This window comes from Paenibacillus sp. P36, assembly GCF_045866505.1.
GTDB classification, from domain to species: Bacteria; Bacillota; Bacilli; order Paenibacillales; family NBRC-103111; genus Paenibacillus_E; species Paenibacillus_E chondroitinus.
Window position 1 is genome coordinate 1,785,839 of the sequence record NZ_AP038372.1, and the last position, 14,269, is coordinate 1,800,107.

Annotated in this window: 15 protein-coding genes and 1 pseudogene; 10 read left to right on the forward strand and 6 right to left on the reverse strand. The window is 42.2% G+C overall.

What is annotated here, in order from left to right:
* Positions 1–5 precede the first annotated feature (5 nt).
* Positions 6–1,472, reverse strand: a complete 1,467-nt coding sequence (locus ACKTT9_RS08220; RefSeq protein WP_407871166.1) for a spore germination protein — start codon at positions 1,470–1,472, stop codon at positions 6–8.
* A 529-nt stretch (positions 1,473–2,001) separates the two neighbouring features.
* Between ACKTT9_RS08220 and ACKTT9_RS08225 the strand changes: the two genes are divergently transcribed.
* From ACKTT9_RS08225 to ACKTT9_RS08245, 5 genes are all read left to right on the forward strand, one after another.
* Complete coding sequence (locus ACKTT9_RS08225) at positions 2,002–2,844, forward strand: tyrosine-type recombinase/integrase (RefSeq protein ID WP_407871167.1); 843 nt, start codon at positions 2,002–2,004, stop codon at positions 2,842–2,844.
* 209 nt (positions 2,845–3,053) lie between these two features.
* A complete protein-coding gene (locus ACKTT9_RS08230; RefSeq protein ID WP_407871168.1) occupies positions 3,054–3,407 on the forward strand; it encodes a hypothetical protein in 354 nt (117 codons plus the stop codon).
* A 144-nt stretch (positions 3,408–3,551) separates the two neighbouring features.
* Complete coding sequence (locus ACKTT9_RS08235; protein ID WP_407871169.1) at positions 3,552–3,842, forward strand: hypothetical protein; 291 nt, start codon at positions 3,552–3,554, stop codon at positions 3,840–3,842.
* A 626-nt stretch (positions 3,843–4,468) separates the two neighbouring features.
* The gene (locus tag ACKTT9_RS08240) at positions 4,469–5,050 is read left to right on the forward strand and encodes an MFS transporter (RefSeq protein ID WP_407871170.1); all 582 of its coding nucleotides are present in this window, start codon (positions 4,469–4,471) and stop codon (positions 5,048–5,050) included.
* A 28-nt stretch (positions 5,051–5,078) separates the two neighbouring features.
* Entirely contained in the window at positions 5,079–5,648 is a 570-nt protein-coding gene (locus tag ACKTT9_RS08245; RefSeq protein WP_407871171.1) for an MFS transporter, read from the forward strand.
* 67 nt (positions 5,649–5,715) lie between these two features.
* Here ACKTT9_RS08245 and ACKTT9_RS08250 read toward each other — a convergent pair whose 3' ends face one another.
* A complete protein-coding gene (locus ACKTT9_RS08250) occupies positions 5,716–6,609 on the reverse strand; it encodes a LysR family transcriptional regulator (RefSeq protein ID WP_407871172.1) in 894 nt (297 codons plus the stop codon).
* 377 nt (positions 6,610–6,986) lie between these two features.
* Positions 6,987–7,550 carry a TetR/AcrR family transcriptional regulator gene (locus tag ACKTT9_RS08255; RefSeq protein WP_145669738.1) on the reverse strand — a complete coding sequence of 188 codons (564 nt, stop codon included), beginning with the start codon at positions 7,548–7,550 and terminating at the stop codon, positions 6,987–6,989.
* A gap of 223 nt (positions 7,551–7,773) precedes the next feature.
* Between ACKTT9_RS08255 and ACKTT9_RS08260 the strand changes: the two genes are divergently transcribed.
* From ACKTT9_RS08260 to ACKTT9_RS08280, 5 genes are all read left to right on the forward strand, one after another.
* The gene (locus ACKTT9_RS08260) at positions 7,774–8,781 is read left to right on the forward strand and encodes an oxidoreductase (protein ID WP_407871173.1); all 1,008 of its coding nucleotides are present in this window, start codon (positions 7,774–7,776) and stop codon (positions 8,779–8,781) included.
* A gap of 45 nt (positions 8,782–8,826) precedes the next feature.
* Entirely contained in the window at positions 8,827–9,291 is a 465-nt protein-coding gene (locus ACKTT9_RS08265) for a cupin domain-containing protein (protein WP_222432698.1), read from the forward strand.
* 110 nt (positions 9,292–9,401) lie between these two features.
* Entirely contained in the window at positions 9,402–9,827 is a 426-nt protein-coding gene (locus ACKTT9_RS08270) for an ester cyclase (protein ID WP_407871174.1), read from the forward strand.
* A gap of 283 nt (positions 9,828–10,110) precedes the next feature.
* Complete coding sequence (locus tag ACKTT9_RS08275; RefSeq protein WP_407871175.1) at positions 10,111–11,130, forward strand: SDR family NAD(P)-dependent oxidoreductase; 1,020 nt, start codon at positions 10,111–10,113, stop codon at positions 11,128–11,130.
* 365 nt (positions 11,131–11,495) lie between these two features.
* Positions 11,496–11,888 carry an NUDIX domain-containing protein gene (locus ACKTT9_RS08280; RefSeq protein ID WP_407871176.1) on the forward strand — a complete coding sequence of 131 codons (393 nt, stop codon included), beginning with the start codon at positions 11,496–11,498 and terminating at the stop codon, positions 11,886–11,888.
* Positions 11,889–11,925: 37 nt separating this feature from the next.
* Here the strand turns inward: ACKTT9_RS08280 and ACKTT9_RS08285 are convergent.
* The 3 genes and pseudogenes from ACKTT9_RS08285 to ACKTT9_RS08295 form a co-directional block, all read right to left on the reverse strand.
* Positions 11,926–12,108: pseudogene (locus ACKTT9_RS08285) on the reverse strand (Bcr/CflA family drug resistance efflux transporter); the annotation flags it as partial.
* 410 nt (positions 12,109–12,518) lie between these two features.
* Positions 12,519–13,358, reverse strand: a complete 840-nt coding sequence (locus ACKTT9_RS08290) for a carbohydrate ABC transporter permease (RefSeq protein WP_407871177.1) — start codon at positions 13,356–13,358, stop codon at positions 12,519–12,521.
* Complete coding sequence (locus ACKTT9_RS08295) at positions 13,355–14,251, reverse strand: carbohydrate ABC transporter permease (protein ID WP_407871178.1); 897 nt, start codon at positions 14,249–14,251, stop codon at positions 13,355–13,357. The genes ACKTT9_RS08290 and ACKTT9_RS08295 overlap by 4 nt, the downstream gene beginning before the upstream one ends.
* Positions 14,252–14,269: the final 18 nt, after the last annotated feature.

Below are 14,269 nucleotides of genomic sequence, written 5' to 3' on the forward strand. Positions count from 1 at the left end.
TGATGTTATTCGTTACTATAATCGTCACTGATGTCTTTATGCTTTTGTACAGTATAACTTTTATCCTTGAGTGAACGTAAGAAACCTGGTCGTTCCGAATTCATACTGAAAGGAGTTCGTATGAATTCTCTCAAACCTTTGTATCGAAATGGAAATAACGGAACAAGGTAAGGGGTCCCTAGAGACTTTAAGCGCAGCAGATGGCCCAATAAAAACATGACGCCAATTATCATGCCCAAGCCGCCCCAACCCGCTGCCAACAAGATCATCGGAAACCGGAGAAAGCGAATGGTGTTGGCCATCTTGAAAATCGGAGTGACGAAGGACGCCAGCGCGGAAAGCGAAACAATAATAATCAAGGTATTACTCGTCAATCCAGCTTGAACGGCGGCTTGGCCGAGAACGACGCCGCCTACGATCCCTAACGTCTGACCGACTTTTGTTGGCAGCCTAGCTCCAGCTTCACGTAACAGCTCAACCGTAATTTCCATGAAGAGTACTTCCAGAAATGGCGGGAAGGGTACGTTCATTCTCGACTCGATAATCGGACCTAACAGCGCTCTTGGAACGATGGTGTAGTGATAGGTCATGACCGAAACGTAGACAGACGAGGCAAAAATAGAAAAGACAATCGCTATAAAACGAATGAATCTAAAAAAAGTCCCCAAAATCCATGGCAAATAAAAGTCCTCAGGCGAATTGAAAAAATCAAAAAAGGTAGTAGGGCCTGATATGACGTAGGGGGAACCATTGCTTATCACAGCTATATGTCCTCTCGTCAAGTTGACTTTCATTCGATCCACCCGCTCAGTGGACATAAATAAAGGAAATGGCGTATTAGTATTGTCGGATATAATCTGATCGATGGTAGATGTGTCATAAATGACATCGAAGTCCAAATCTCCAAGTCGCTGCCTGACCGTATTGAGATGCTGAGGATTAACAACCCCATCGATATAGGCGATAACGACTCTTGTCTTGGACATGGTTCCTTTAATTTGCTCTTCAAAGACTAGGTTTACCGATATAATTTCTTTTCTCAGCAAATTCAGGTTTGTATCGAGGTCTTCGACGAAAGCTACTTTCGGACCGATGACACTGTATTCGTTCTCAGCTAAATTATTTTCCCGATAGCCTCTTTCCAAATCGGCAACATTGATTAGTAAGCCCTCATGCAGATCTTGATCCATTTGGATAAAGATGAAACCTTGGAGGAGACGGAGTGTAATTTCATCCAGGTTTGATGACATATAGATCCCATCAAGGGGGATAGCATTCTTCAAATCGTTCAAGTCACCGATGTCTGTGTTTGAATGTTGAATAGCGGCAAGCAGATCCCGATGGATCATTTCATGATTAACAGTAGAATTGTAATAGGAGAGATGCAGCAGCTTTTGCCGGATTGTCATGACAGATTGCATAAAATCGTCCGACTTGGAAGTTCTTTTTAGAGCTTCATATATGTTTTCCATTTACGTTGACCGCCCTGCGATAACTTTGTTCTTAGGTTGCCAAGTTAATTGGAGAATTATTCAAAAGTGTTGAATTATTATGTAAGCAGAATACCGAGAATCGGTTGAGCTTGATACTGTCCTTTTTATTATGTCTACATGACGGGTCTTTATAAGCTCCTACAGAAGGTTACGAATCGAAGCCTTGTTGATTTAAAAACCATGATGAAAAGTTAAGTTCACGTAACCAAGACCCAAATATATATACTTTTGGGCATTCAGCTCCCATGAAAGTTAAATCCGGAGTATCGGAAAATGGTAACACTAAATAAGACACTTCCTAATCATTTTTTGAAGCGTCTTGACTTAAATGAAGTAAAGGCAAGAACCCTGCTAAATTTGAAACGAATGTTTTGGAAATTCTTAAAGCTTTAAGATTGGACGTTTAATTGTTGTTTATTACGCTAACGAGGAACGTTAGTTAATCATCAGTTTAAAACCTTCTATTAGAAGCAAACTAGAATTAGTTGCTCTAATAGGAGGTTTTTTTATGAATTTAAGCGAACTTTGGCATCATTATGAAGCGGACAAGCGAATCCAAGGATTTAGTCCAAATACGTTGAAAGCATATGCCTTGCAACTTCAGATGCTGGTTAAGAATCTAGGAGATATAGATATATCCGAGGTTAATTTGAATCTTCTAAAGGAATACCTGGTCAAGCAGTCCGATCGACTAAAACCAAGTAGCCTTGGACACCGTATTCGGTTTGTTCGTTCTCTATTTCGCTTTGCATATGAAGAAACTTACTTACCTTCCAACCCTTCGCTCAAGCTACGTGAGCCTAAAATGGATAAGCGAATTCCTAAGTTTTTGATGGAGGAAGATGTAATTCATTTAAAAATCTCATGTCAATCTTTAAGGGAAAGAGCCCTTCTTGAATTTCTGTACAGTACAGGCTGCCGTATTGGAGAGGTCGAGAAGATAAACATTGAGGATTTGAACTGGGAGAACTGCTCTGCAATTGTAAACGGGAAGGGATCAAAGCAGAGAGAAGTTTATTTCACTACGGAATGCAAAGTATGGCTGAAGAAGTATGTATCTAATCGTAAGGACTCATGTAAAGCCTTATTTGTTACTGATACAAACCCAGTTAAGCGTATGGCCATACCAACGCTCAGGTGGACATTAAAAAGGCTTGCGAATCGCGGAGAAATTGAGGCAAATGTGTATCCTCACCGATTTCGTCATACCTATGCATGCCAACTACTTGATAACGGAGCGCCTTTGGATTTTATCCAGGGAATGTTGGGGCATGAAAAAGCCTCCACTACTCAAATCTATGCTCAGCTCCGCGGAGAGCGCCGGAGAGAACTTTATCGTCGATTCTTTTAGTATGTCTACGTGGCGGATACTTCTTTAAAATCCGCCGGTATTCAACTATTGGGCAGGTTAGCGTGGTGATTGTCTCAAAAAGTGAAGTATAATAATGGTAGTAATTACTAACTAAAGAGTGTCATTATACCCGAATATTCTCATTCCAAACGAATTCCAGTAGGAGGGGAGTTAATGGAAAAACATCCTTTAAGTAAGGGGGGGATTTGATGAAGAAAATATCAATAGAAGAACTTTATGAACTGTATGTTGATACGATTAAGCGATGTGGAACTTATCTATTAGACTCTGACGATTTGGTAATTGGATATAACATCTTTGAAGAGTTCGATATTGGTGCTATAACATTTTTACACACCGACAACTTAAAAAAATTAGTCTATGATGGGCTAATTAGTTATGAAATGATGTTTAAAAGTTCAACTTTAAGAGGTAAATTTCTGGCATTACAGCAAGGTGATGAATGGAATATTAATGCGGTGAGGCAATCATCTCAATGGAAGGAAATTCTTGAACTGGCTGATGAGATCAATTCAATGGTAGTGCGTTACGCAGAACTATAGTTGAATGACGAAGCTACCGACACGATCGGCAGCTTTATTACGTTAACGGGCAGTAAAGTGAAGTTTAATCTTATCTGGGAATAAATTACATATAGTGGTATTATGGAGGGGAAATGCGCCAAAAAATCTTGGGGGAGGGTTGAGTTGCCAAATAATTTAAATCAAAAGAAAAAGATGCTTTGGTCTTTCTTTTCTTTCATATCATTTTCGATTATTGGACTGATATTAATATTTAACGGTTTATTACACGGCAAGGAAAGTGCATTCAATAATTCAAGACCAAAAGGAGCTACCAGTTGGAGTACATCCGATGAGGCAATAAAAGCTTTTACATACTTACCAATTTTAATCGGTGTGTTGTTGCTTATACTCGCTATAATCATTTTTACAATTACCTTTTATTTTTGGATTAAGAATACCTCAGTTAATCCATAAAATTTTTCCACGACCAAGAACAAGGCATTAATTAATCAACGGTGACTAAGCGCACTGACCGGTAGTAGGCTCACTTCGCTCAACTAACGGGATACGTTTGTTCAAACAAAACCAGGGAGCAGATTGCCGCGGCAACTGCTCTTTTTGTCATTAAGCTATTGGGCAGATTAGTTACAATATATGGTATAATTAACTCATTAAATTTATTGATATTGATGACTTTTTGAAGCTAGTTTCGAAGAGATGAAGATCAATTTGAGCCGGTTCTCTTAGTGGTAACGAAGGATTTCAATTTTTTTAACCGGGGAACAGAAGGGGCGAGTTTTCGCTCCTTTTTTTACTGCTCTGTTGCACGCTGCTCCATGTACCTCCGGAGGCTTTCACCGAGGTAAAAGCGCACAGATACCAAGAGGACATCACCAAGTTATTTATGCAAGCGTGTTCATCAAAATTCATAAACACTATCATCAAAAAGTATCGGTAATTACAATGAAAAGGTTGTGCTATATTATAAATCACATCTGCAATCTCACATAGATCGCACTGGAGGGGATCCTTAATTTATAACATAGATCAAGGTTTCGAATATCATACATGCACAAATATTTAGCAGGGAGATGTTGACATTGAGTATTACGAATAGGAATCCATGGTTTGCTATTATTGCAATTGCATTAGGTGCTTTTTCAATTTCTCTTACCGAGTTTCTGCCAGTTGGTCTACTTTTTGAAATTAGCAGAAGCTTTGATATATCGGAGGGGACTGCCGGAATTACAGTAACGTCCACTTCTATACTTGCGGCCATTGCGGGGCCGTTTGCCATGATAACTATCGGACGTCTGGATCGGAGGACGGTGTTCCTCGGACTGTCGTTACTGCTTATTGTATCTGGCGTACTGTCGATGATTACAACCCATTTCTTTGTGCTAGTCATTGCGCGAATCATCCTTGGAATAAGTGTTGGAGGTTTCTGGGCTGTGTCTTTACCTGCTCAAGCAAAGTTAGTTCCACAAGAGACGGTGGCAAAAGCAATATCGATTGTCCTCGGAGGATTTGGAATTGGTACGGTTTTAAGTGTTCCATTAGCGTCTTTTATTGCCGCACATTTTGATTTGAGAATCGCATTCATGGTAGGGTGCATACTTGCTATCGCTGTTTTTATCATACAGTTCATATTGCTTCCGAGAATTCCGATGGAACAAGGTTAGGGGAAAGGATTACTTGGAGTTGTTAAAAATGAAGAAAGTAAGAGCGGTCCTTGTTATTGCGATTCTCTTTGTGGGTGGTCAATTTGCAGGTTACACGTATATAACACCCTTTTTCCAGCAAGTGACTGGATTGGGACCGAATTTACTCAGTGCGATACTGTTAGTCTACGGGGTTGCTTCCTTCATAAGTAATTTTGCCGCTGGTTTCATAGCCAGTCGCAGCCTCAAGGTATTGATAGTATTAACAGTAGTTTTGTCCCTTATTTCATTACTGAGCATTTCGCTGTTTGGTCATAACAGTGTTATTTCAATTATTGCTTTCATTATTTGGGCGATCGCATGGGGAATGGCTCCTTTGGGCCTGCAGCTATTAGTTATTTCATCTGCTCGGGATGCTGTAGAAGCCATAACTCCGGTCTATGTAGGTGTTTATCAGTTGTCTGTCAGCCTGGGAGCTTTAATAGGAGGACTAGCAGTCGATACTACCAATGTAACCGGTGCGATGTGGCTAGGTGCTCTCTCCTTCGCTTCGGTACTCTTCATTCTTATGGTGAGACCGACAGTCAATAACCGTTCTTTAGTCAGTCAAACAGAATAACACAAAAATAGATGAAGGCGATCGTAATTAAATCCCTTAGAAAAAAGCGATCGCCTTTATTTATGTTTTAAGCGCTCACGGCTTGATTTACACGGTGAGATAACATATCTATGAATTCTTGAAGGGATGACGATACCCGTTTGTTTTTGTGCAGAATAATTTGGGTGTAAAAAGATGGAAGAAGATTATCCTGCAGAGTAAAGAAAGATAGTTGATTCTTGGCGATCTGTTCTTGAACTACAATCAATGGGATAAAAGCAAGCCCCATGCCATACATGACACACTGTTTAACGCATTCAATGCTGCCCATTTCCGAAACAATTTGATAAGAGATATCGTGGTCTTCCAGTAATCTTTCCAATGCTGCACGGTATCCACAATCTTTCTCGGTCAGTATGAAGGAACTGTTCTGCAATTCCGACATATTAATATTTTTCTCCCCGCTCAAAGGATGATCTGGCGGGCAAACGATGACAAGCTTTTCCTCACGGATTTGTATCGTTCTCATCTCTGGATCAGAAAGATGAGGACTGAGGATGAGACCCATGTCGAGTTCATTCTGTTTGATCTTCCGAATCAAGTCAAGTTCGCAACTAGGAAAAAATGAGATGCTTCGATCCATAAATTTTCTTTTATATGCTTCATAAGGGGGCAAAAAATAAGTAGCTAAGGCTTCGATTGCTCCTATTGCAAGATTTGTTTTTGGTTCCTTGGTGAAATGGTCCTCCGCGTTGAAGTATGCATTGACGATCGAATCCGCGAATTGAAGCAACTGCAAGCCGGATTCCGTTAGTTTAAATTTTTTACTGGTTCGATCAAATAACTTTTGATTGTAATGTTTCTCTAGGGTTTGAATTTGTATACTGACTGTTGATTGCGCATATCCAAGACGTTCAGCAGCTCGCGTTAAGCTCTGACAGCGTGATACTTCACGAAAAGTAATAAAATACTGGATGTCCAAGAGAATCCTCCTTGCAAGTATCAATTTTTTTGATGAATTTGCAATTACAACATTGTGTTTTTCAATATTTTTAGTATAACAGAAAGTCACCTTATCGATACAGTTCGTTCGACTTCCGACCGTTCCAATTCCCTGTGCAGGCGAACACGACGAAGGACCCGTCCCTTCAATGTAGCCGTATTTATAGAGCTATATCGCCATCAATGCGATGAAGCAACCTGCCTAGATAACACCCACTGCTTTCAAGCCAAATTAAAAAACGAGCACCGATTGATTACCAGTGCACGTTGGCGGCCTAGCTTTTTAATTTGTCTGCTTGACAGGGAGGACCCAAAGTCAGCTTTCCTGATGGCTGAAGATGAATGATATATCCTCTACTAATTGTAATGGTCAAGAATAATTCGAACCAAGTCTTCAATCATTTCGCGAAGCTCCGAAGAGTTTTTGGCGACAATTTTAAACCCGCGAGTTGCACTTGTTAAAAGATGAGCCAATTTCTCTGGAGATAGGCTATTTAAGCTGCTGGCCGATATCGACTGAGATTCCAAGATTGAGATCAGAATAACCTCAAGCTTATTGTAGCTGACATGCATTGCTTCTTGAGCAAATGTATATGAGCTGTCGGTCATTTCTTTTACTTCCGGTGAGTCCAACGATTGATCGAAATTGTTTATAGACCACACCTCGAACGCATATAAAATTTTGTCCTCAGGCGTTTTCTTGGAAGAGAGTCCTTCTTTTATTTCTTCAATAAGAAGGTCGCCATAATGAAGAATCGTCGCGTTAAAAACTTCCTCCTTGTTCTTAAAGTACAAATAAAGACCCGCACGCGATATGCCGGCGGCTTCTGCTATTTCATTCATTGACACTCGCTTATAGCCATACTTGAAAAACACGTCCAATGCAACGGTTAGTATATGAAGCTTTTTTTTATCGTCCATGTTGTAATTATTATACACTTTACAAACTTTGTCTAGTCGTATAATATGTGCGTATAGACATAAAACATTTTTTGTCTAAATATAAAATGAGGAGACTTATTATGATGTTCAAGCATAAATAAAGCGAATTGAATTCGCTGGACTTTGCGGTGATCGTTTCGATACGGACAGTAAACGCACGATAAACCATTTATTATACTAACCTTCAAAGGAGAACTTTATTATGACAACAAAGCAAACACCAATCGGCTCCGGGTTTGGAGCTTCTGCAACAGCTGAAGACGTGATTAATGGGATTAATCTTTCCGGCAAAACTGCCATCGTTACCGGAGGCTATTCCGGACTTGGTCTTGAGACCGTGCGAGTACTACGTTCTGCTGGCGCCAAGGTTATCGTTCCAACGCGAGACTACAATAGAGCTGTGAACGCCCTTGCAAACATCGATGGCGTTGATATTGAAGTGATGGACTTGATGGACCCTGCTTCGATTAATGCTTTTGCAGACAAGTTTCTTGCCACCGGGCAACCATTGCATATTCTGGTAAACAGTGCAGGCATAATGGCGTCTCCGCTGTCACGAGATTCGAGAGGATATGAATCGCAATTCGCGACCAACCATCTGGGCCATTTCCAGCTTGTTGCACGGCTATGGCCAGCGCTGCGCAAGGCGAACGGCGCGCGGGTGGTGTCAGTATCATCTTGGGGGCATCACTTCTCGCCTGTCGTGTTTGATGATCCCAACTTCGACCGACGCGATTATGATCGTTGGGCAGCCTATGGCCAGTCCAAGACGGCTAACGTTCTCTTCGCGGTCGCGCTGGACAAACGCGGTCAAGCCGACGGCGTGCGGGCTTTCTCCCTTCATCCGGGCAGCATCGTCGGCACCGGACTCGAAAAGCATCTTTCGGAGGAGGAGCTGCGAGCAGCCGGCGTCATTGACGAGCAGGGACAGCCGGTTCTAGACCCCGCGAAAAATCTCAAGACGGTAGGACAAGGGGCAGCTACCAGCATATGGTGCGCGACAAGCCCGCAGCTTAACAATATGGGCGGCGTCTACTGTGAGAACTGTGATATCGCTCCTCTGGGGCATGATGCTGAGTCGGACTTTTATTTGGACAACGAATCGACTTTAACGGATTCCGGCGTGATGCCGTATGCGGTTGATTCCGAAGCGGCGGATCGGCTTTGGAGCCTTAGTGAACAACTGATAGGTCAAAAGTTCGCAATATAAAAGCGTTTATGCAGCGGATAGAAACGAGAGCGAGGAGAAATAAAAATGGAACAGATTAATAAGGCTGTAACCAAAGCAGCGGTTACTTTCGCCAAGGATCTCGAATGGTTCGATACGATGCCAGGCGAACAAATGGCTATTCGTATTCATAGCAGTCAAGTTGGGGGAGCGATTACCGTCATTGAAGCGCGTGTACCAGCTTTGATTGGTCCACCGAAGCATATTCATAAGGAAAGGGAAGAGGTATTCGAGATTCTAGAAGGAACTTTCCTATTCCAAGTGGGAGAAGAGGAATTTGAAGCCACTCCGGGAACGAGTGTTGTGGTTCCCCGTGGCGTACCGCATGCGTGGGCAAATATCGGGCTGGATAGGGGACGTATTCTATTCACCTTTGCGCCTGGCGGAATCGACGATTTCTTCCCTGAAATCGGTCGACATTCAATCGAAGAAATTGGGCGGCTGGCCGAGCAAAATGATACTTTAATTATTGGGCCTCCATTGCTGCCGTAATCCCATTAATCTTAGAGATTGGCAATTGGACTTCATAAAATAACCAAAACGGGACAGTCGAGGACTAATTCTGGCTGTCCCGTTAAATAGGCAAGAGGTGATGATGACAGATGAATTTATCCGTTAACCACGGCGAAGAGCTTCTCACGGAGTTTTGGACCAATGTTTATAACCTTCCGCAAAATCTCGATGTCATCGACCATCTCTGTACGGATGACTTTATTCTCTCGAATCCGGATGGTGACATTGTCGGTCGCGCTGCCTTTAAGGAGTGGGCACGAACGTTCACTTCGAAGATCCGCGACATCAAGTTAGAGAGCCTCGATATGTTCAGCGGCGCCGACGGCAAGCGTGTTGTATCGCGATGGGTAGTCACGGGAAATAACCAAGGCGTACTTGGTTCCTTGCCTGATGACCGCTCGATTCAGCTTACCGGCATCGCGGTATGGGAGGTTCGTGATGGCAAGCTCGCCCACAATTGGGTAGAGCGTAGCGCATACGAGCTCTCGAAGCAACTTATGAAGCCCATAAAGTAACAGACTGCAGCATCACACAAAAATAAAAAGCGCGAAAGTCTGCGTATTCGCGTCTTTTCGTGTCAATAGGTTAACCAGTATATACTGGTTAACCTATTTTTTATATTTTTATGATGGGCGGTCCCTCGGTATTTGGACTGTCTCCGGCAGCGAAAATGCAATTCCGGAAGAGAATAAACTTTCATTTGGAGGACAACTTAATATCAACGTCATTGATTTTTAGTATTCATGCTTGTTACTACATATCCTAATTAATTGAAAACACTTAAAGGAGCTTTAGCTTATGATAACTGAGCAGAAACCGTTGCATTCCGGATATGGACCCGAAACAACAGCGCAGGAAATTATAGCTGATCAAGACCTTCGTGGAAAGACAGCTATCGTGACAGGTGGGCATGGGGGTATTGGACTTGAAACAACGCGCGTGTTAGCAGGTGCCGGGGCAACCGTTATTGTCGGTGCCCGAAGCGTGGATCGTGGACGAGAAATTCTTGCTTCTCTTCCTAACGTTGAGGTTGTCAGACTCGACCTAATGGATCCGAACTCGGTTGAAGCATTTGCAAAAGTATTTATGAACTCTAATCGAGGGCTGGACCTGTTGGTTTTAAACGCTGGCGTAAGTTTTCCCCCTGAACTAAAAGAAGCACGCGGGTTCGATACCCATTTCGCTACGAATTATCTCGGACATTTTCAACTGACGTTACGCTTGTGGGAAGCTTTGAAGCGTCCTGGTAAAGCACGGGTCGTCGCTCTTTCGTCCATTGGTCACATGATAGGGCCGATCGATTTTGATGATCTGCATTTTAACAAAAGGCCATATGATAAAAACATATCCTATGGGGAGTCGAAGACTGCATGTTCTTTGTTCGCTGTGGAGCTCGATCGACGCGGACAAGAATCCGGGGTTCGCGCATTCGCAGTTCACCCCGGAGCGATCTTGTCAGGTTTGGTTCGGCATTTGAGCAACGAAGATTTGGCCGCATATGGCGTCACTCGTAATGTAGACGGTACCTATACTTCATCCGGTGGCTTCAAAACTGTCGAGCAAGGTGCCGCTACCTCGGTTTGGTGTGCGGTAAGTCCAATGCTGAATGGCAGGGGCGGTGTCTATTGTGAAGACTGCGATATCGCGGAGGTCGTGCCGACAGACAGCCAGCTTCAACATGGCGTTCGCCCTTGGGCCATAGATCCGGTGTCAGCAAAGAAGTTATGGGATATTAGTGAGAAGATCCTTAATATTCAAAAGGATACGATTCCCAGTGTTGGATCAGATTTGAATTCAGATCGTTTGTTAAATAAATAATCATCGAGGATGTAATTCCGTACGATTTTCAGGGGAAACTCATTGAAGTAACGGATAACGATAGTTCAATTACACCTAGGATAAAGTGATAATCCTAATAAAGAATTGTTTAAGTCTGCAAAAGGAGATGGGTAGGTAGTTTATTAATACCCTATTCAGTTAACGTAAGAACGTTAGTTGAATACGAACACCGCGACAGCCGGCCAGAATTATGGGACAATATAGTTTAATAACAGAAAGGGTTGCCGCTTGGCAGCCCTTTGCTCAATTAACTGGCAGATTACTACATTTGCAATCGTACAGGAATCACAAAACTCCCCTCGAATAGTAACTATATATAATTCCTTTTGTCAGGAGGAGACGTATTGAAAGTTCGATGTGGTGTTAAGGGAATCGTAATTAAAAATAATAGGTTGTTAACCATCAAGAAACATGACGATAAATTCGAAGCAGATTATACTTTACCAGGTGGCGGTCAAGAACATGGTGAAAATTTAGTTGAAGCCCTTCGAAGAGAATTTCTAGAGGAAATAGGTTGCCTAATAGAAGTAATAGACCACGTTTTTATTTGTGAAATAATCGATGAGCATAACATAGGAAATGGAATAGCTCCAGATGAGGACTACATTGGAATTGAGTGGATTCCAATTACAAGTCTTAATGAATATAGGTTTTTCCCAAATGGATTAATTAACTACATAATTGGAATTTCAAATGGTGAAATACCTCATGGACTCTACATAGGAGATATAAATTAATACTTTCCTTCAACTAACTGTTCAACTAACGGACACGGAATACACCTGCGGCAAAGCCTAAGAAATAAATACCGACAGTTAACTGAATCGTATTTTCACTTGCTTTAAGATTATTAACTAAATCAGGCAAAATAGGTGAATAAATCGTTTCGCTTATTTGTGGAAAACCAATCAACACAATTAACAACGGTAACGACAAGTTTGAAATTTTTTGTTTCATTGCGGGTTCCCTCCTGAACCATAGATTATGCTTGGTTAGGAGGGTAAACCGGGAATTGGTGGACATTTGTTAATTCTACAAATACCAATTATAACAGTCAAAACAGTTTACTCCTTTACTTAAAATAACGATTACAACCGTCGTCAAGAATTTCAACACTAAATTTTATAAATGAGGGTTGACGGTGTATACAGTATAATATCCACAAATGTTATGGATATCAGATAATCGTCCCAGTATCATATCCGCTTCGAATTGTGACCGAACAGCCCTGATGCAACATCAGCATCGTAACGCAGCAAAGAACGTTGGGCTCAAAAATAGGCATAACCATAATAAAAACCGGGGCATATTGGAAGTAATTCCGATATTGCTCCTTTTTTGTGTGTTTTCAGCGATAGAGGAAAGTATTACCCCTTAATCCCGGTAGTCGCGATCCCTTCCACAAAATATTTTTGTGCAAAGAAGAAGACTAGCACACATGGGACAATGGCGATTACGGACATGGCCAGAACCTGGTTCCAGGCGACGCTGGTGGAGTTATCAAGCGCCATGCGGAGTCCGAGGGCAACGGTAAACTTTTTCACGCTGGTGATATAAATCAATGAATTAAAGAAGTCGTTCCAGGTCCAGATAAACTGAAAAATCCCTGCCGAGATGAGCGCCGGCTTGGATAACGGAAGCAGGATCCGCACCAGAATCATAAACGAATTACAGCCGTCCATTTTGGCTGATTCATCCAGCTCCCGAGGTAAGCCACGGAAAAACTGCATGATCATAAAGATGAAAAAAGCGTGTGTTGCCAGCACGGCAGGCATAATAAACGGCATGTAGCTATTAAGCCAATCGAAATTTTTAAACATAATGTACTTGGGAATTATAACGACTGCATTAGGCAGCATCAAGGTGGAAATCATTAAAGCGAACAGCACTTTTTTTAATGGGAAGTTAAAACGGGCGAATCCATAAGCGACAACGGTGCAAGAAACAATAGTAAAAAATACAGTTGGTATTACCATTTTGAACGTATTGAAAATGAAAAGGCCAAATGAGTATTGACCGGAGCCCTTCCAGCCCTTAATATACCCGTCCCAATTGAAATGACTGGGCAGCAGGCTAAGCGAGCCGAAAATCTCCTCATTCGATTTAAACGATGCGCCGAACAGCCATAATAGAGGGTAAATCATGATAAGTCCGAACACACACAACAGCACGAACGTAAGCGCATTTCTTGGTTTTTCCGATTTCATCGTTTATCACCGCCATCTTCGTAATGTGCCCAATAAGATGAAGATCTGAACACCAGTGCGGTAAACACAAGAATGATCGCGAACAGCACCCAGGACAGAGAGGACGCATAGCCCATTTTCAAAAATTTAAAGCCTTCATCGTACAACTTCATACCAAACAGGTAAGTCGATTTCAGCGGTCCGCCGTCAGGCAAGATGACAAATGCTCCGGTGAATTCCTGAAAGGCGTTTACGATTTGCATGACCAGATTAAACAAGACAATAGGCGTAATTAAAGGCAGGGTAACGGAGAAAAACATCCGCACCTTAGAAGCCCCTTCTACTCGGCCAACCTCGTACAGCTCTTGAGGAACCTGCTTCAAGCCGGCAAGGAATAGTACCATCGAGGAACCAAACTGCCAGACATTCAGTCCTGAAATCGTGTATAGCGCTAGGCTCGGGTCTCCCAGCCAATCGACTGCCGGAATATGAACGGTAGAGGTTAATTTGTTGACGATGCCTTCTTTCATGAATAAAAATCTCCATAATACAGCTACGGCGACGCTTCCGCCGAGAATCGACGGTAGGTAATAAATCGTACGGAATACATTTACGCTTTTCAGCTTGGCTGTTAGTATGACAGCCACGAACAAGGCAAAAGCGAGCTTGGCTGGCACAGCAATAATTGCGTAAATCAAGGTAACTTTTAAGGACTGATAAAACATGTCATCCTTAGTAAATATATCAATATAGTTTTTCAAGCCGATAAATTTCGGCGGATTAATCAAGTCGAAGGATGTAAACGAATAGTAGAAGGAAGAGAGAAAAGGATACAATTCCAATAACGCGAAACCGATAATCCAGGGACTGATATAGAGCAGACCGATGTATTGATAATTTTTTTTGACTTTCACTCGTTATCACACCCTTAC

Bases quoted from the DNA above. Each gene is read 5' to 3' on its own strand.
- ACKTT9_RS08290 (WP_407871177.1), bottom strand. From the start codon at position 13,358: ATGAAATCGGAAAAACCAAGAAATGCGCTTACGTTCGTGCTGTTGTGT.
- ACKTT9_RS08225 (WP_407871167.1), top strand. From the start codon at position 2,002: ATGAATTTAAGCGAACTTTGGCATCATTATGAAGCGGACAAGCGAATC.
- ACKTT9_RS08245 (WP_407871171.1), top strand. From the start codon at position 5,079: ATGAAGAAAGTAAGAGCGGTCCTTGTTATTGCGATTCTCTTTGTGGGT.
- ACKTT9_RS08220 (WP_407871166.1), bottom strand. From the start codon at position 1,472: ATGGAAAACATATATGAAGCTCTAAAAAGAACTTCCAAGTCGGACGAT.
- ACKTT9_RS08270 (WP_407871174.1), top strand. From the start codon at position 9,402: ATGAATTTATCCGTTAACCACGGCGAAGAGCTTCTCACGGAGTTTTGG.
- ACKTT9_RS08265 (WP_222432698.1), top strand. From the start codon at position 8,827: ATGGAACAGATTAATAAGGCTGTAACCAAAGCAGCGGTTACTTTCGCC.
- ACKTT9_RS08230 (WP_407871168.1), top strand. From the start codon at position 3,054: ATGAAGAAAATATCAATAGAAGAACTTTATGAACTGTATGTTGATACG.
- ACKTT9_RS08260 (WP_407871173.1), top strand. From the start codon at position 7,774: ATGACAACAAAGCAAACACCAATCGGCTCCGGGTTTGGAGCTTCTGCA.
- ACKTT9_RS08275 (WP_407871175.1), top strand. From the start codon at position 10,111: ATGATAACTGAGCAGAAACCGTTGCATTCCGGATATGGACCCGAAACA.
- ACKTT9_RS08255 (WP_145669738.1), bottom strand. From the start codon at position 7,550: ATGGACGATAAAAAAAAGCTTCATATACTAACCGTTGCATTGGACGTG.